Raw genomic sequence first — 15,885 nt, forward strand, 5'->3', positions numbered from 1 at the left:
CGGCCATTTCAATATTGGAATGGACGAGGCAGGATGATGGCGACCACAGGCCTTCCGCGCAATGCGAAGATGCCAGCCCGGCGCGTTTCCGTGCCGCGCGCCGAGTTGATATCGGACGAGACTGATGCCAACTCGATCCCGGAACTGCGCGACGCGGCAGAAGGTTGCCGTCGCTGTCCGCTGTGGCGCAATGCGACACAGACCGTCTTCGGTGAGGGTCCTGACAACGCCAAGGTGATTTTCGTCGGCGAACAGCCGGGTGACCAGGAAGATCTCGCCGGCAAACCATTTGTCGGCCCGGCGGGCAGGGTGTTCGATGCTATCCTCGTTGACGCGGACGTTGACCGCCAAAAAGTCTATGTCACCAACGCGGTCAAGCACTTCAAATTCGAGCCACGCGGCAAGCGTCGCATCCACTCCAAACCCAATGCCGGCGAGGTTCAGGCCTGCCGCTGGTGGCTCGACCAGGAGTTCGACCTGATCAAGCCGAACCTTGCCGTGGCGCTCGGCGCAACGGCGGCGTTGTCGCTGCTTGGCAAGGCGACACCGGTGATGAAGATGCGCGGCCAGGTGATCGAGCGCGAGGACGGCCTGCGTGTGTTCATCACCATCCACCCTTCCTTCATCCTACGCATCCGCGAGCCTGCGGACAAGGAAGCCGAGCGCGAGCGCTTCCTGAAGGATATGAGAGAGGTGAAGCGGTTGATGGCTGCTTGAGTTGTTGCCCTAACGTATAAGGATCGCCCTGAGATCGTTGACGTTCGTGCCCGTGGGCCCTGGCACGAACAGGTCGCCGACCGCATTGAACGCCGTCCAGGCGTTGTTGCCCGCCAGCATGGCCTTGGCATCCACACCCGCCGCCCGCATGCGCGAAACGGTCGAACCATCGGCGAAGGCGCCGGCATTGTCTTCCGACCCGTCGATGCCGTCCGTGTCGGCGGCCAAGGCGTGGATACCCTCAACGCCGTTGATGCCGATGGCGAAGGCAAGCAGGAATTCCGAGTTGCGGCCACCCTTGCCCTTGGCGCGCAAAGTCACGGTTGTCTCGCCACCAGACAGGATCAGCGCTGGCTTTTGGAATGGCCGGTTGCGCGTCGCGACCTCACGCGCAATCGCCGCATGGACGCCACCGACCTCACGCGCTTCGCCCTCGATGGCATCCGACAGGATGACCGCCTCGATGCCCTGTCGACTGGCTTCCGCGGCTGCCGCTTCCAGAGAGACGCCGGCCGAGGCGATGAGATGCACCTCGTTGCGCGAAAAGCGCTGGTCATCGGGATCTGGCGCATCGGCAGCCGGCGAATTGATGTGCGCCATCACCGCAGCGGGCACCTTCATGCCATAGGCCGATATCGATGCCAGCGCATCTTCTCGGCTGCCAACGTCCGGCACGGTCGGCCCGGAAGCGACGAGTGCCGGATTGTCGCCGGGAATGTCGGAGACAACCAGCGACACCACCTTGGCCGGCCATGCGGCGGCCGCCAGCCGGCCACCCTTGATGGTGGAAAGGTGCTTGCGGATGGTGTTCATCGCAGCGATCGGCGCGCCGGAAGCAAGCAGCGCCTCGTTGACGGCAATCTCGTCGGCGAGCGTCAGGCCGGCGGCCGGCGACGGCAGCAGCGCCGAGCCGCCGCCGGAAATCAACGCTACGACCAGGTCGTCCGCGGTCAGCCCCCGGACCTTTTCCAGCAATCGCCGCGAAGCTTCGAGGCCAGCGGCGTCCGGCACAGGATGCGCCGCCTCGATGATCTCGATGCGCTCGCATTTGGCACCATAGCCGTAGCGGGTAACGACCAGCCCTTCGATCGGCCCGTCCCATACCTTCTCGAACGCCGCCGCCATCTGCGCCGAGCCTTTTCCCGCGCCAATGACGATGGTGCGGCCCTTGGGTCTGGCCGGCAGATGATCCCTGATGGTGCGCTCCGGATCGGCGGCGGCGACGGCGGCGTCGAAGATCGAGATGAGGAAAGCCTTGGGGTCGAGTTCTGTCATTTGGCTTCCGGCGGCAAGGCAAGCTCTTGGCGGTCGATGCCCAGGTGGGCGCACAGCGCATCGACGACCACGCCGTGATCCTCGCGCTCCGGCAGGCCGGACACAGCGATCACGCCAATGACGCCGGAGCCCTTGACCGTGACCGGAAAACCACCGCCGGCCAACACATAGTCCGAGATGTCGAGGCCTTCGCCGACCTTGAAGGTGCGGTCCGGGCGCTGCTGTTCCAGGACCAGCCGATAGGTGCTCCTGAGATACCGCCTGACGACGTTGATCTTGCGCCGCGCCCAGTCGGGGTTTGAAGCGTTCGAACCCGGCATGGCGGCATAGAACAGCGGCCGGTCGAAAGTCCTGATGTCGACGATGACAGGCATGTTCTCGGCAAGCGCGCGGTCGCGGATGGCCGAACCGATCTTGAAAGCGACAGCCTCGTCGAAGGCGGGAAAGACAAGGGCTTCTTCCTGTCTCTTGATCAGAGCGATGTCTTCGGCAACGGCCATTTTCTTCCTCCGAAAATCGTCACACGTCGTTTGTACGACAAGCTCTGCCTGGTCAAGCACATGTCGCAGCGGTCGTCTTGCCCCGCCAGCGTCGACCCCCACTCCGTCGAGCTTCGCTCGACACCTCTCTCCCGATCGACGGGGTAGAGGAAGCGCGCCAAGCTGTCCGAACCGGCACCCGTCTTGCGAAGCAGAGGTCCCCTTCCCCCCCTCCGGAGGGGGGAGAGGTGGCGCCGCGAAGCGGCGACGGAGTGGGGGAACCACTTAACAATCAGGCGCAATCATCATCTTGTCCCCCGCGAAGATCGACCCCCCACTCCATCGAGTTGCGGTCCTCTCCCCTCGGCGGTCGGTCTTAACCCGCGACCATGTCTGTCTTCGCTGCCCGCCCGGCCACATAGACCTCGCGCACCGCGCGGTCGTCGCCCAGCGTCTGCAGGAGAAACAATTCCTGCGCCAGGGTCTCGACCGTTTCCATCCTGAGCCGCATCGCCGGCGTGGCGTTCGCATCCAGCACGACGATGTCGGCATCGGTGCCTTCGGTCAGCGTGCCGATCCTTTCCACCGCCGACAGCGCCTCGGCATTGCCGCGCGTGATCTGCCAGAAGGACTGGAACGGGTTCAGCTTCTCGCCATTCAGCGCGATCACCTTGTAGCCCTCGTCCATGGTGCGCAGCATCGAATAGTTGGTGCCGCCGCCGACATCGGTGGCGGCCGCGATGCGCAGCGCTTTGTCACGCTTGCGGTAGCGCTGATAGTCGAACAGGCCGGAGCCGAGGAAGAGGTTCGAGGTCGGGCAGAACACCGCCACCGAGCCGCTGTCCGACAGCGCGTCCGCCTCACGCTCGGAGAGATGGACGCAGTGGCCGAACAGGCTCTTTTTGCCCAGCAGCCCGTAATGTTCGTAGACGTCGGTGTAGTCGCGCGACCACGGGTAGAGTTCCTGCGTGAAGGCGATCTCGGCGTGGTTTTCCGACAGATGCGTCTGCATGTGCAGGTCGGGATGCTCGCGGCAGAGCGCTCCAGCCATCTCCATCTGCTGCGGCGTCGAGGTGATGGCGAAGCGCGGGGTGATGGCATAAAGCTGGCGACCCTTGCCGTGCCATTCCTTGATCAGCGCCTTGGTGTCGTCATAGCCGGATTGCGGCGTATCGAGCACGCCGTCGGGCGCATTGCGGTCCATCATCACCTTGCCGGCGATGTTGAGCATGTTGCGGTCGTGCGACTCAGCGAAGAAGGCTTCGGTGGAGGCCTTGTGCACCGAGCAGTAGGCTACGACCGTCGTGGTGCCGTGACGCACCATCTCGTCGAGGAACAGCCGCGCTATGCGGCGTCCATGCTGCGCGTTGGCGAACTTCGTCTCTTCCGGGAAGGTGTAGGTGTTCAGCCAGTCGAGCAGTTCGGCGCCATAGGAAGCAATGACCTGCATCTGCGGAAAATGCGCATGCGCGTCGATGAAGCCGGGCAGCAACAGATGCGGCCGGTGGTCGATTTTTTTCACCGCCTCGCCAGCCTGCTTTTCGACATCGGCATAGGCGCCTGCGGCGACGATCCTGCCATCGCCGATCAGCAGGCCGCCGTCTTCCTCGTAGCGCCAGGCCGAATGGTCGTCGATGGTTTGCGGCCAGCGCTCGAAAGACAGCGTGCGGCCGCGCAGAAGTATCGAAATCATGCCTATTTCCCTGCGCCTTCGAACCAGGTCACCAGCAGCGCCCGCTCCTTGTCTGATATCTGCGAGACATTGGCAGGCGGCATGGCGTGGCTGCGTCCGGCCTGCAGATAGATCTCGCGGGCATGCTCGGCGATGCCCGCGTCGGTGTCGAGCATCACGCCCTTGGGTGCATGGTAGATGCCCTCATAGACCGGCTCCGCCGCATGGCACATCGAACAGCGGCCGAGCACGGTGTCGCGCACGGCGGGAAAATGCGCGGAGGCGATATAGAGTTCCGCCGATGCGGATGGCTTGGGTTCGCCGGTCAGCACCCTCGGCACGGTCGACAGCCAGATGATGATGATGAACAGGACAAGGGCGCCCAGCCAGGTCCAATGCGGGTTGCCCTTGCGCGCATGGACGCTGTTGAAATAGTGCCGGATCAGCACGCCGATGATGAACACCAGCGAGGCGATGATCCAGTTGAACTCGGTCCCGAACGCCAGGGGATAGTGGTTCGACAGCATCAGGAACAGCACCGGCAGCGTCAGATAGTTGTTGTGGAGCGAGCGCTGCTTGGCGATCTTGCCGTATTTCGGATCGGGCTTGCGGCCGGCGATGAGGTCGGCGACGACGATCTTCTGGTTGGGGATGATGACCATGAAGACATTGGCCGACATGATCGTGGCGGTGATGGCGCCCAGATGCAGGAAGGCGGCGCGGCCGGTGAACAAATGGGTGAGCCCCCAGGCGATGAACACGAGCACGCAGTAGAGCACCAGCATCAGGCCGGTATCGCTTTTGCCCAGCGGCGAGCGGCACAGGAGATCATAGACCACCCAACCGACGCCGATCGTGGCCATAGACAGCAAGATGCCCACGGGTACCGACATCGGCAGCACGTTGGGATCGATCAGGAACAGATCGGCCCCGGCATAATAGACCACGCACAGCATGGCGAAGCCTGACAGCCAGGTGGCGTAGGATTCCCATTTGAACCAGGTCAGGTGTTCGGGCATCTCGGCCGGCGCCACCAGATATTTCTGGATGTGGTAGAAGCCGCCGCCATGCACCTGCCATTCCTCGCCGAAGGCGCCGACAGGCATGCCCGGTCGCTGGCGCAGGCCGAGATCGAGCGCGACGAAATAGAAAGACGAGCCGATCCAGGCGATGCCGGTGATGACATGCAGCCAGCGCACGGCGAAGCTCAGCCAGTCCCAGAAAATCGCGAAATCCATCATTGACGTAGTCCCTGCCGATGACGCGACTTTACGGTGTCCCGCGCAAACGAAAAGAGGCGAGGTGTACGATGACTTTCAAAAAAAAATGGAAAATACTACAGCGCCGCGCGTCCTCTTGGACGCGCAAAGGACGCTGTAGCACTTTGATCTGGCGCATGATCCTTTCCGAAAATCGATTCCGATTTTTCGGGGTCATGCGCTAGGCTAATCGCTGCAAACCGGCGAAGGTGCTCCGCATGGCCTATCTCGACAACATCGCCGTTTTCGTCCGCGTCGTCGAACTCGGCAATCTGTCGGCGGCGGGCCGCGACATGCGCATTTCGCCGGCGGTCGCCTCCAACCGCATCAAGGAGTTGGAAAAGCATCTTGGCGTGCGGCTGTTCAACCGCACCACGCGGCAGTTGATGCCGACCGAGCACGGCACGGTTTTTTATGCGGGCGCCAAGCAGGTGCTGGAAGCGATCACCGAAGCGGAGGCCGCCGTCTCGGCGCTGTCCGGCCAGCCGCGCGGTACCATCCGCGTGACCGCACCGCTCGGCCTCGGCCGCCGGCTGGTGGCCTCGGGCATTCCCGATTTCCACGATAAATACCCTGACATCGAGGTGCGGCTGAGGCTCTCGGACCATAATGTCGATATCATGAAGGAAGGCATCGACGTCGCTTTTCGGCTCGGCATCATCGAGGATTCCAGCCTCAGGATGCGCGGCATCATGGAATGCGAGCGCGTGCTGGTGGCGGCGCCGAAATATCTGGAGGCGCGCGGCGAGCCAGTGGAGCCGCAGGAGCTGATCGGCAAGAAGCACGACTGCCTGATGCTACGCTACTCCGGCGCGCGCGAATATGTATGGACACTGCAAACTCCCACCGGCCCGCAGAAATTCGAGGTGCATGGCCCCTACGACACGGACGATGGCGACGTGCTGACCGGCTGGGCGCTATCGGGACGCGGCATCATCAACAAGCCGCGCTTCGAGGTCGAACCGTTCATCCGCGACCGGCGGCTGAAGGTGATCCTGAGCAACACGCCGCCGACGCCAGTGCAGTTCGCGGCCGTCTATCCGCACAAGAAGCTGCAGGACCCCAAGGTGCGGCTGCTGCTCGACTTCATGGCGGAGCGCTGCCAGCGGCTGATCAAGGATCTTCTGGCCGGCAAGTAGAGGTGACAAGGGGCTGGCTGGCAAGTGAACGGCTCCTGGCCCAGTCGAAGGGGTTGCCTTACGCAGAGGCGAACTTAGGTTCGCGTGCACGGCCTCATGGTCGATGGCTGCGCGACGAGCAAACCACAATGCATCTCACCGTTTCGCTCAACATTGCTTCCATGGCCGGCCAGACCAGCGCGCTCACTTTCAGGGATGTGGCCGGCTTTGTCCGGCAGGCGGAAGCGGTCGGGCTGGACATGATTATCCTTGAAGACTCCGCGCCAGATGCCCCCGTATCCAGTAGCCCCTTCGAAGCGACCACCTTGCTGGCCGCATTGGCGACCGTGACAAGCAGGATCGGGCTGGTCGCCGCGGCCTCGACCGTCGCCCACCAGCCCTACAATCTGGCGCGCCGTTTCGCCTCGCTCGACATCATCAGTCATGGCCGCGCCGGCTGGCACGCGACGATGGCGCAGGCGCCACGCGAGGCGGCCAATTTCAGCCGGCCGGATGGATTTTCCAACGATGATTTCCGCCGCCGCACCGAGGAATATATCGGGATCGTCCACGGCTTGTGGCAGGGCTGGGATGCGGATGCGCTGCTCTTCGACAAGACCGGCGGCCGCTTCCATGATCCCGACAAAATGCACCTGCTCGACCACAAGGGCGAATTTTTCTCCGTGCGCGGCCCGCTCAACGTCGCGCGCTCGCTGCAGGATAAGCCGGTGCTGCTGCTGTCCGTTCTGTCCGAAGCCGACATGGATATCGCCGCCCGGACCGCCGACGTCATCCTCCTGGACGGATCCGCTCAGGACGCCAAGGCGCGTCATGACGATCTGAAGCGGCACGTGGCCGCCTGCGGACGCGAACCGGGCTCGGTCAAGGTGCTGCTGAATGTCGGCGTCGATATCGATCGTCTCGATACATCGTTCCGCTCGCAAGACTGCGATGGGTTCAACATCGCGATGCCGCCCCCGGCACTGGACGGTTTCGTCGGCCGCGTGTTGCCGGAGCTGCGGCGGCGCGGCCTTTTGCGGGAGAGCTATCGCGGCACGACGTTGCGCTCGCATCTTGGTCTTGCCGGCGGAGGGGACCAATGACCGCGCAGATGAAGCTCGGCGCCTTCCTGTGGGCGACGGGCCACCACATCGCCGCCTGGCGCCACCCCAAGGCGCATGTAACCGCCGGCATCGACATCGATCACTACATCCAGCTGGCGCGCACGGCGGAGGCGGCGAAGTTCGACATGATCTTCTGCGAAGACGCCGCCGGCCTGCGCGAGGCCAACGTCGGCATCGCCAGCCAGACGTCGCGCTCGATCGGCTTCGAGCCGATCAGCCTGCTTTCGGCGCTCGCCGTGCAGACCAGCCGCATCGGCCTCGTCTCCACCGCCTCGACAAGCTATAACGAGCCCTACGGGTTGGCGCGGATGTTTCTTTCGCTCGACCATCTGAGCGATGGCCGGGCCGGCTGGAACCTGGTGACATCGGCCAGCCCGATCGAGGCTGCCAATTTCGGCTCGACCGGCCTCAAGCCCCATGCCGACCGCTATGAGCGGGCGCGCGAATTCGCCGAGGTGGTCACTAGGCTGTGGCACGGAAAGCTCGGCGCCTCCGGCCATGACGGCCAGAGCTTTTCGGTTCGCGACCCGCTCGACCTGCCGCGTTCGCCGCAGGGCGCGCCGGTCATGGTCCAGGCCGGCGCCTCGGATGTCGGCCGCGATCTGGCCGCAGGCACCGCCGATGTGGTGTTCACGGCGGCGCAGACCTTCGAGGAGGCGAAGGCCTTCTACGACGACCTCAAGGGGCGCATGGCAACCTATGGACGCGAGCCGGACGACATCAAGATCATGCCCGGCGTCGCGCCCGTGGTGGCGGAAACGGAAGCCGAGGCCCGGGAAAAATTCGAGGCGTTGCAGGAGCTGATCCCCGACGATGTCGGCGTGGCGCTGCTGTCCAGCTATCTCAGCATCTCCGATCTGTGGCGATATCCGATCGACGGGCCGCTGCCCGAACTGCCGGAAAGCGAGGGGATGAAGAGCCGGCAGGCGCTGGTCATCGAACAATCGCGCCGCGACGGCCTTTCCATCCGCCAGCTTGCCCGTCATTTCGCCGGCGCCAGGGGTCATTGGCGTATCGTCGGCACGGCGGCCCAGATCGCCGACGAATTGCAGGCGCGGTTCGAAGGCGGCGCGGCCGACGGCTTCAACGTCATGCCGTCTTACTTCCCCGGCGAACTCGATGCCTTTTGCGAACTCGTGGTGCCGGAGCTGCAGCGGCGCGGCCTGTTCCGCAGGGATTATGAAGGCCGAACGCTGCGCGACCATCTGGGCTTGAAGCGGCCGGCTTGAGTCGGCACAGCTTAGCCGGCCATCACCTTGCCGCGCGGGGCCGGATGGCCGGCATTTAAGGCCGTGTTGTGAATAACCAGCGCCGTCATGATCTCAGCCGCCGCCAGCGCTGCAATAACTTGCGGCCGCTTGTCCTTGACCGCATCACCGCCGATCGGCGAGACGAGGCGAGCAAACTCCGCTTCCGTGCCATCAGCCGATTTCAGGAACCAGCTCCTGAAGGTCGCTTTCTTGGTCTTCGAGCCGATCATGCCGACATAGGCGGTGTCGCCGCGCCTCAGCGCTTCGGCGACGATCAGGAAGTCCAGCGCGTGGTCATGGGTGAGGATGGCGAATGCGGTGCCGGCAGGAGCGTTGCGCACCTCGGCCTCCGGCATCGGCGTCAGCCGCGTCTCAACGGTCTCCGGCATGCCTTCCAGCGCTTCGGCCCGCGTTTCGATGATGACGCCGTGGACGGGAAGAAGTGCTACCGTCGACGCCAGCGCCTGGCCGACATGGCCGCCGCCGAAGATGTAGACATGCGGCAGGTGGGCCTGTTCGGCTTCGGCGCCCGCAATCAGATCGGCGGCAAGCGCGGCATCGACAAGCCGGATCAGCACTTCGACGCGCCCGCCGCAGCATTGGCCAATTTCGGGCCCCAGCGGCACGTCGAGCGTGGCGCGGACTTCGTCGGCTGCGATGCGGGTTCCCCTCCCCCTTGAGGGGAGGGTGGCGGCAAAGCCGCCGGGTGGGGTCGGATCGACCGGTCTCGACGTCCTTGCGGTGCCTTTTGAGAGGACCCCCTCTGGCCGCTTCGCGGCCTGCCCTTCGCTATGGCTCCGGGCGCTCGTCGCTGAAAAAGCCAAATCGTTGGCTTTTTCTCGGCCCACGGCCGATCGCTCCTCTCCCCCCTCGAGGGGGGAGAAAAGCATCTGCCTGGCCTTGTCGATGGCCATGTATTCGAGCTGGCCGCCGCCGATCGTGCCAAAGGTGGCCGATGCCGAGACGAGCATGAAGGCGCCCTTCTCGCGCGGCGTCGAGCCCTTGGTGTCAGCCACTTCGACCAGGGCGACCCGGTGGGCGCTGGCGAGAAAGGCTTTCAGGCTTTGCACTTTCGAGTTCATCATTTGCATTCCCAATTGGGAAATATAGGCTTTTCACGCTGATTTTGCACGTTTTGGCGACTTAGGCGCCAGCCCTGGCCTCTCTCTTCAGCCGCTCGATCGTCATCAGCACGCGTTCCGGCGTTGCAGGAGCATCGAGACGCGGGCAGATCTTGTGGTCGGCGACACTGGCCACCGCATCCGACAATGCATGCAGCACGGACATGCCGAGCGGGAAGGGCGGCTCGCCAACCGCCTTGGAGCGGTGGATCGTCGGCTCGCTCGCCTCGGGCCAGTCGGCCAGGGTCACGTTGAAGATCTTCGGCCGGTCTGACGCCAGCGGGATCTTGTAGGTCGACGGCGCATGGGTGCGCAGCCGTCCCTTGTCGTCCCACCACAGTTCTTCCGTTGTCAGCCAGCCCATGCCCTGGATGAAGCCACCTTCGATCTGGCCGAGATCGATGGCCCGGTTCAGCGAGCGGCCGGTTTCGTGCAGGATGTCGGTGCGCTCGACCACATATTCGCCGGTCAGCGTGTCGACCGAGACTTCCGAGCAGGAAGCCCCGTAGGCGAAATAGTAGAAGGGGCGACCCTGTCCCTTGTCGCGGTTCCAGTGGATTTTCGGCGTCTTGTAGAATCCCGCCGCCGAAAGCTGAATGCGCGCCATGTAGGCTTGCTTGACGAGGTCGGCGAAGGCGATCTCCTGGTTGCCGACGCGCACCCGGTTGGGCAGGAAAACCACCTGGTCGTGCGGCACCTGGTACTTTTCGGCGGCGAAATCGATGAGCCGGTCCTTGATCTGACGCGCACCGTTCTGCGCGGCCATGCCGTTGAGATCGGAGCCGGAAGACGCCGCAGTGGCCGAGGTGTTGGGCACCTTGCCGGTTGTGGTCGCCGTGATCTTCACCTGGTCGAGGTCGATCTGGAATTCTTCGGCCACCACCTGCGCGACCTTGAGGTAGAGGCCCTGCCCCATCTCGGTGCCGCCATGGTTCAGATGCACCGAACCGTCGGTGTAGACATGCACCAGCGCACCGGCCTGGTTGTAGTGCGTGGCGGTGAAGGAAATGCCGAACTTGACCGGCGTCAGCGCCAGGCCGCGCTTGATGAAACGGCTGTTGGCGTTGAAGGCCGAAATCTCCCGCCTTCGCCGCGCATAGGAGGCGCTTTCCTCCAGTTCGCCGACGATGCGCTGGATGATGTTGTCCTCGACCGTCTGGTGATAGGGCGTGATGTTGCGGCCCCCCTCGCTATCACCACTGGTGCCGTAGAAATTCCTCTTACGGATTTCCAGCGGATCCTGGCCGACCGCGAAGGCGACCTCGTCGATGACGCGTTCGGCACCGACCATGCCTTGCGGGCCGCCAAACCCGCGGAAAGCGGTATTGGATACGGTGTTGGTGTAGAGCGGCGCCGACTGCGCATGCACCGTCGGCCAGAAATAGGTGTTGTCACAGTGGAACAGTGCGCGGTCGGTGACCGGGCCTGACAGGTCCGACGAAAAGCCGCAGCGCGCCGCGAACATGAAGTCGACGCCGAGGATGTTGCCTTCGTCATCGAAGCCGACTTCGTAGTCGACGAGGAAGTCGTGGCGCTTGCCAGTGGCAATCATGTCGTCGTCGCGGTCGGGCCGGATTTTCACCGCGCGATGGTGCTTCTTGGCGGCGATCGCGGCCAATGCCGCAAACTGGTTGCCTTGTGTTTCCTTGCCGCCGAAGCCGCCGCCCATGCGGCGGATTTCCACAGTGATGGCGTTGCTCGGCACGCCGAGCGCATGGCTCACCATGTGCTGGACTTCACTCGGATGCTGGGTCGAGGAGTAGATGGTGACGTCCTGGTCCTCGCCGGGAACGGCCATGGCGATATGGCCCTCGAGGTAGAAATGCTCCTGCCCGCCGACGCGCATCTTTCCCTTCAGCCGGCGCGGCGCCTGACGGATCGCGGCCGCCGCGTCGCCGCGTCTCAGCGTGAGAGGCGGCGTGACCAACTTGTCCTTCCTCGGGTCGAGGTCGCCGATATCGGTGACGAAGGGCAATGCCTTGTATTCGACCTTGGCCAGCCTGGTGGCGCGGCGTGCTTGTTCGCGAGTCTCGGCAATAACGCAGAAGATCGGCTGACCGTAGAACTCGACCTTGCCGTCGGCGAGCACCGGCTCGTCATGGCGGCCAGTCGGCGAGATGTCGTTCTCGCCCGGCACATCCTTTGCCGTCAGCACATCGACGACGCCCGGCGCGGTGCGCACCGCCGAGAGGTCCATCTCGACGATCGTGGCATGGGTCGCAGCCGAAAGGCCGAGGCAGCCATGCAGCGTGCCGGCCGGTTCCGGCATGTCGTCGATATAGACCGCCGTGCCGCTGACATGCTTGTGGGCGGAATCATGCCGCTGGTCGGTGGCGACGCCGCCGACGATTTTCTCAGCCTTGAGACTAGCGGTGGCGTGCTTGTTCATCATGCCGCCTCGTTGCGTGACACCTGGAATGGTGCCCTGGTGCCGGTGGTTTCGACAAAGAAGCGCAACAACAGGTTCTTCGCTGCCAGCGCCCGGTATTCGGCTGACGCGCGCATGTCGGTGAGCGGCGTGAAATCCCTGGCGTACTCAGTCATCGCCGCCTCGACCGTCGCTTCGGTCCAGGGCTTGCCGAGCAGTGCCTTCTCGACAGCGGTTGCGCGCTTCGGCGTCGCCGCCATGCCGCCATAGGCGATACGGATGTCGGCGACTGTGCCGTCCTTGGCCAGCGTCAGGAAAAAGGCGCCAAGGGCGGCCGTGATGTCCTCGTCGCGGCGCTTGGTGATCTTGTAGACGGCGAATTTCGCCCCCTTGGCGGGGACAGGAACGTGCACGGCTTCGACGAACTCGCCCGGCTGTCGATCCTGCTTGCCGTAGGCAATGAAGAAATCCTGCAACGGGATCGTGCGCCGCTTCTTGCCCCTGCGCAGCGTCAGCCGCGCGCCGAGCGCGATCAATGGCGGCGGCGTGTCGCCGATCGGCGAGCCGTTGGCGATGTTGCCGCCGATGGTGCCCATATTGCGCACCTGTTCGCCACCGATGCGGTCGAACAATGGTCCGAGCGCGGGGATGCGCTTCGACAGCGTCGAGAAGGCTTCGGTGTAGGTGACGCCGGCGCCGATCGATATGACGCCCTTGTCTTCGGAGATCGTGCAAAGCCCGTCGAGATTGCCGATGAAGATCACCGGCGAGATATCGCGCATGTGCTTGGTCACCCACAGGCCGACATCGGTCGCCCCGGCAACGATGGTGGCCGTGGGTTCCTTGTCCAGTATGGCGGCGAGATCATCGACATTGGCCGGCACCACCAGCCGTGCCTTGCCGGCGCCGATCTCGACCCGCGCGCCGTCATGCATGGCGTCGAGCCTTGCCGTGATTGCCTCGCGCTCCGCCGCCAGCGGGTCTTTCGCCGCCTTGCCGTAGCTGGAGATGGCGTGGGCGGCGCGCATGATCGCCTCGTAGCCGGTGCAGCGGCAAAGGTTGCCTTGCAGGGCTTTTTCGATCGTCGTGTTCGATGGGGCCGATGATCTCATCCACAGGCCGTAGAGCGACATGATGAAGCCCGGCGTGCAGAAGCCGCATTGCGAGCCGTGGAAATCGACCATTGCCTGCTGCACCGGGTGCAGTTGGCCGGGCAGGCCGCGCAAATGCTCGACCGTCACGACATGGGTGCCATCCAGCGAACCAAGGAAGCGGATGCAGGCGTTGACACTTTCATAGACCAGTCCGCCGGCCGAGAGCTTGCCGACGAGCACGGTGCAGGCGCCGCAATCGCCCTCGGCGCAGCCTTCCTTGGTGCCGCGCAGCGAGCGGTCGAGCCGCAGCCAGTCGAGCAAGGTCGTGTCGGGTGCCACCGAAGACAGCACGACATCCCTGCCATTGAGGATGAAACGGATTTCGTTGCGGATATTGACCTTGGCCATGCCTCAACTCCCCCTGTAGGTCGAATAGCCGTAGGGCGAGATCAGAAGGGGCACGTGATAGTGCACCGCCTCCGCCATGCCGAAGCGGATCGGCACCCTGTCGAGGAAAGCCGGCTCGGGCAGCTTTGTTCCCTGGCCACGCAGATAGTCGCCCGCCGCGAAGATCAGCTCGTATTCGCCGGTGCGGAAGTCACCGCCGACAAGCAATGGCGCATCGCAGCGGCCATCGGCGTTGGTCGCGACCGTCTTCAGAAGCGTGCGGGCGGCACCGTCGAGACGGTAAAGAGCGATCGACAGGCCCGCCGCCGGCTTGCCGGTCGCCGTGTCGAGAACATGGGTCGTCAGGCGTCCGCCATCGGCTTTCGACGTCTCTGCCATTGGCCGCCTCCCTTTCCCAGTTGAACGAACTGGCTGGTACAATCGAACACAAGTGATGAATTGTGCGCCAATTAAAGGCGATGCATAAGTCCCGGTCGAGCGGAGTGCGACAAAAACACTTTCAAAAATTTTCGGGGGAATGCGAGAAGCACCCTTTCGATATCCTGATCATACTTCGGGCGATGCCCCGCGGGAGGGACGATGCGTTACGAAAGAGACATGCGCGGCTACGGAGCCAATCCGCCGGATCCGAAATGGCCTGGCGGAGCGCATGTCGCGGTGCAGTTCGTCGTCAACTACGAAGAGGGCGGCGAAAACTGCGTGCTGCACGGCGACAAGGCTTCGGAAGCCTTCCTGTCGGAGATCGTCGGCGCCGCGGCCTGGGTGGGCCAGCGCCACTGGAACATGGAATCGATCTACGAATACGGGGCGCGGGCCGGTTTCTGGCGGCTGCTGCGCCTGTTCAGCGAGAGCCAGGTGCCGGTGACCTGCTACGGCGTCGCCACCGCGTTGGCACGCTCGCCCGACCAGGTGACGGCCATGCAGGAGGTTGGCTGGGAAATCGCCTCGCATGGGCTGAGATGGATCGACTACCGCGACCACAGCGCCGAGGACGAACGCCACGACCTCGAAGCCGCGATCAAGCTGCATTACGAGGTCACAGGCCAGCGCCCGACCGGCTGGTATACGGGCCGCACCTCGGTCAACACGGTGCGGCTGGTCGCAGAAGAGGGCGGATTCGACTACGTGTCGGACACCTATGACGACGAACTGCCCTACTGGTTCGAGCATGCGGGCGGCACGCAGCTCATCATCCCCTATACGCTCGACGCCAACGATATGCGCTTCGCCACGCCGCAAGGCTTCAACTCGGGTGACCAGTTCTTCGCCTACCTCAAGGACAGCTTCGACACGCTCTATGCCGAGGGCAAGGCGGGCCGGCCGCGCATGATGAACATCGGCCTGCATTGCCGGCTCGTCGGGCGGCCGGGCCGAGTGGCGGCGCTGAAGCGCTTCGTCGACTATGTGAAGTCGCACGACAAGGTCTGGCTGGCGCGGCGCATCGACATCGCCAGGCACTGGCAGGAAAATCATCCCTACAGGCAGGCGGCGCTGCGCCCGTCGAAAATGGAATTCGAAACCTTCGTTCACAGCTTCGGCGGCGTGTTCGAGCATTCGCCGTGGATTGCCGAACGCGCCTATGAACTTGAGCTCGGCACAGCGCATGACACAGCCGGCGGCCTGCATAACGCGCTTTGCCGCATCTTCCGTTCCGCCAGCGAGACCGAGCGGCTCGGCGTGCTCAACGCCCATCCCGACCTTGCCGGCAAATTGGCCAAGGCCAGGCGGTTGACCGCGGAATCGACCCGCGAACAGGCCTCCGCCGGTCTCGACGCGCTGACCGACAAGGAGCGCGAACTGTTCTCCAAACTCAACGCCGCCTACGTCACCACCTTCGGCTTCCCCTTCATCATCGCGGTGAAGGGCAAGACCAAGGAGGAAATCCTGGCGGAATTCGAAGCCCGCATCGGCAACGGCCGCGGCGTCGAATTCGAGACCGCCTGCAAACAGGTCGAGCGCATCGCGCTGCTCCGCCTCAGGGACATGCTACCGCAATAGGT

13 protein-coding genes are annotated in these 15,885 nt (G+C 64.0%); 5 read left to right on the forward strand and 8 right to left on the reverse strand.

What is annotated here, in order from left to right:
* Window positions 1-36 precede the first annotated feature (36 nt).
* On the forward strand, window positions 37-717 hold the full coding sequence (locus MESOP_RS01695) for a UdgX family uracil-DNA binding protein (RefSeq protein WP_013891586.1): 681 nt from the start codon (window positions 37-39) through the stop codon (window positions 715-717).
* A gap of 9 nt (window positions 718-726) precedes the next feature.
* On the opposite strand, the gene MESOP_RS01700 is transcribed toward MESOP_RS01695, so the two are convergent.
* The 4 genes from MESOP_RS01700 to MESOP_RS01715 all read right to left on the reverse strand — a co-directional run bounded on the left by MESOP_RS01700 (window position 727) and on the right by MESOP_RS01715 (window position 5,384).
* Window positions 727-1,992 carry a glycerate kinase type-2 family protein gene (locus MESOP_RS01700; RefSeq protein ID WP_013891587.1) on the reverse strand — a complete coding sequence of 422 codons (1,266 nt, stop codon included), beginning with the start codon at window positions 1,990-1,992 and terminating at the stop codon, window positions 727-729.
* Window positions 1,989-2,492, reverse strand: a complete 504-nt coding sequence (locus MESOP_RS01705; RefSeq protein WP_013891588.1) for a heme-degrading domain-containing protein — start codon at window positions 2,490-2,492, stop codon at window positions 1,989-1,991. Before MESOP_RS01705 ends, MESOP_RS01700 begins: the two co-directional genes overlap by 4 nt.
* A gap of 355 nt (window positions 2,493-2,847) precedes the next feature.
* Entirely contained in the window at window positions 2,848-4,164 is a 1,317-nt protein-coding gene (gene guaD / locus MESOP_RS01710; protein WP_013891589.1) for a guanine deaminase, read from the reverse strand.
* Between the two features lie 2 nt (window positions 4,165-4,166).
* Window positions 4,167-5,384, reverse strand: a complete 1,218-nt coding sequence (locus tag MESOP_RS01715; protein ID WP_013891590.1) for a urate hydroxylase PuuD — start codon at window positions 5,382-5,384, stop codon at window positions 4,167-4,169.
* A gap of 236 nt (window positions 5,385-5,620) precedes the next feature.
* On the opposite strand from MESOP_RS01715, the gene MESOP_RS01720 reads away from it, so the two are divergent.
* The 3 genes from MESOP_RS01720 (at window position 5,621) to MESOP_RS01730 (ending at window position 8,873) form a co-directional block, all read left to right on the forward strand.
* The gene (locus MESOP_RS01720) at window positions 5,621-6,541 is read left to right on the forward strand and encodes a LysR family transcriptional regulator (protein ID WP_013891591.1); all 921 of its coding nucleotides are present in this window, start codon (window positions 5,621-5,623) and stop codon (window positions 6,539-6,541) included.
* Between the two features lie 128 nt (window positions 6,542-6,669).
* Window positions 6,670-7,623 carry an LLM class flavin-dependent oxidoreductase gene (locus MESOP_RS01725; protein WP_013891592.1) on the forward strand — a complete coding sequence of 318 codons (954 nt, stop codon included), beginning with the start codon at window positions 6,670-6,672 and terminating at the stop codon, window positions 7,621-7,623.
* Window positions 7,620-8,873 (forward strand): LLM class flavin-dependent oxidoreductase, encoded by a 1,254-nt coding sequence (locus tag MESOP_RS01730; protein WP_013891593.1) that lies wholly within the window; start codon window positions 7,620-7,622, stop codon window positions 8,871-8,873. Before MESOP_RS01725 ends, MESOP_RS01730 begins: the two co-directional genes overlap by 4 nt.
* 11 nt (window positions 8,874-8,884) lie before the next feature.
* On the opposite strand, the gene xdhC is transcribed toward MESOP_RS01730, so the two are convergent.
* From xdhC to uraH, 4 genes are all read right to left on the reverse strand, one after another.
* The gene (gene xdhC / locus MESOP_RS01735; RefSeq protein WP_013891594.1) at window positions 8,885-9,976 is read right to left on the reverse strand and encodes a xanthine dehydrogenase accessory protein XdhC; all 1,092 of its coding nucleotides are present in this window, start codon (window positions 9,974-9,976) and stop codon (window positions 8,885-8,887) included.
* A gap of 61 nt (window positions 9,977-10,037) precedes the next feature.
* Window positions 10,038-12,404, reverse strand: a complete 2,367-nt coding sequence (gene xdhB / locus MESOP_RS01740; protein ID WP_013891595.1) for a xanthine dehydrogenase molybdopterin binding subunit — start codon at window positions 12,402-12,404, stop codon at window positions 10,038-10,040.
* Window positions 12,404-13,885 (reverse strand): xanthine dehydrogenase small subunit, encoded by a 1,482-nt coding sequence (gene xdhA, locus MESOP_RS01745; protein WP_013891596.1) that lies wholly within the window; start codon window positions 13,883-13,885, stop codon window positions 12,404-12,406. Before xdhA ends, xdhB begins: the two co-directional genes overlap by 1 nt.
* Window positions 13,886-13,888: 3 nt before the next feature.
* The gene (gene uraH / locus MESOP_RS01750) at window positions 13,889-14,263 is read right to left on the reverse strand and encodes a hydroxyisourate hydrolase (protein WP_013891597.1); all 375 of its coding nucleotides are present in this window, start codon (window positions 14,261-14,263) and stop codon (window positions 13,889-13,891) included.
* 201 nt (window positions 14,264-14,464) lie between these two features.
* Between uraH and puuE the strand changes: the two genes are divergently transcribed.
* Window positions 14,465-15,883, forward strand: a complete 1,419-nt coding sequence (gene puuE, locus MESOP_RS01755; RefSeq protein ID WP_013891598.1) for an allantoinase PuuE — start codon at window positions 14,465-14,467, stop codon at window positions 15,881-15,883.
* Window positions 15,884-15,885 lie beyond the last annotated feature (2 nt).

It is taken from the genome of Mesorhizobium opportunistum WSM2075 (assembly GCF_000176035.2).
GTDB lineage: Bacteria > Pseudomonadota > Alphaproteobacteria > Rhizobiales > Rhizobiaceae > Mesorhizobium > Mesorhizobium opportunistum.

Bases quoted from the DNA above. Each gene is read 5' to 3' on its own strand.
- MESOP_RS01695 (WP_013891586.1), top strand. From the start codon at position 37: ATGGCGACCACAGGCCTTCCGCGCAATGCGAAGATGCCAGCCCGGCGC.
- MESOP_RS01700 (WP_013891587.1), bottom strand. From the start codon at position 1,992: ATGACAGAACTCGACCCCAAGGCTTTCCTCATCTCGATCTTCGACGCC.
- MESOP_RS01705 (WP_013891588.1), bottom strand. From the start codon at position 2,492: ATGGCCGTTGCCGAAGACATCGCTCTGATCAAGAGACAGGAAGAAGCC.
- guaD (WP_013891589.1), bottom strand. From the start codon at position 4,164: ATGATTTCGATACTTCTGCGCGGCCGCACGCTGTCTTTCGAGCGCTGG.
- MESOP_RS01715 (WP_013891590.1), bottom strand. From the start codon at position 5,384: ATGATGGATTTCGCGATTTTCTGGGACTGGCTGAGCTTCGCCGTGCGC.
- MESOP_RS01720 (WP_013891591.1), top strand. From the start codon at position 5,621: ATGGCCTATCTCGACAACATCGCCGTTTTCGTCCGCGTCGTCGAACTC.
- MESOP_RS01725 (WP_013891592.1), top strand. From the start codon at position 6,670: ATGCATCTCACCGTTTCGCTCAACATTGCTTCCATGGCCGGCCAGACC.
- MESOP_RS01730 (WP_013891593.1), top strand. From the start codon at position 7,620: ATGACCGCGCAGATGAAGCTCGGCGCCTTCCTGTGGGCGACGGGCCAC.
- xdhC (WP_013891594.1), bottom strand. From the start codon at position 9,976: ATGAACTCGAAAGTGCAAAGCCTGAAAGCCTTTCTCGCCAGCGCCCAC.
- xdhB (WP_013891595.1), bottom strand. From the start codon at position 12,404: ATGAACAAGCACGCCACCGCTAGTCTCAAGGCTGAGAAAATCGTCGGC.
- xdhA (WP_013891596.1), bottom strand. From the start codon at position 13,885: ATGGCCAAGGTCAATATCCGCAACGAAATCCGTTTCATCCTCAATGGC.
- uraH (WP_013891597.1), bottom strand. From the start codon at position 14,263: ATGGCAGAGACGTCGAAAGCCGATGGCGGACGCCTGACGACCCATGTT.
- puuE (WP_013891598.1), top strand. From the start codon at position 14,465: ATGCGTTACGAAAGAGACATGCGCGGCTACGGAGCCAATCCGCCGGAT.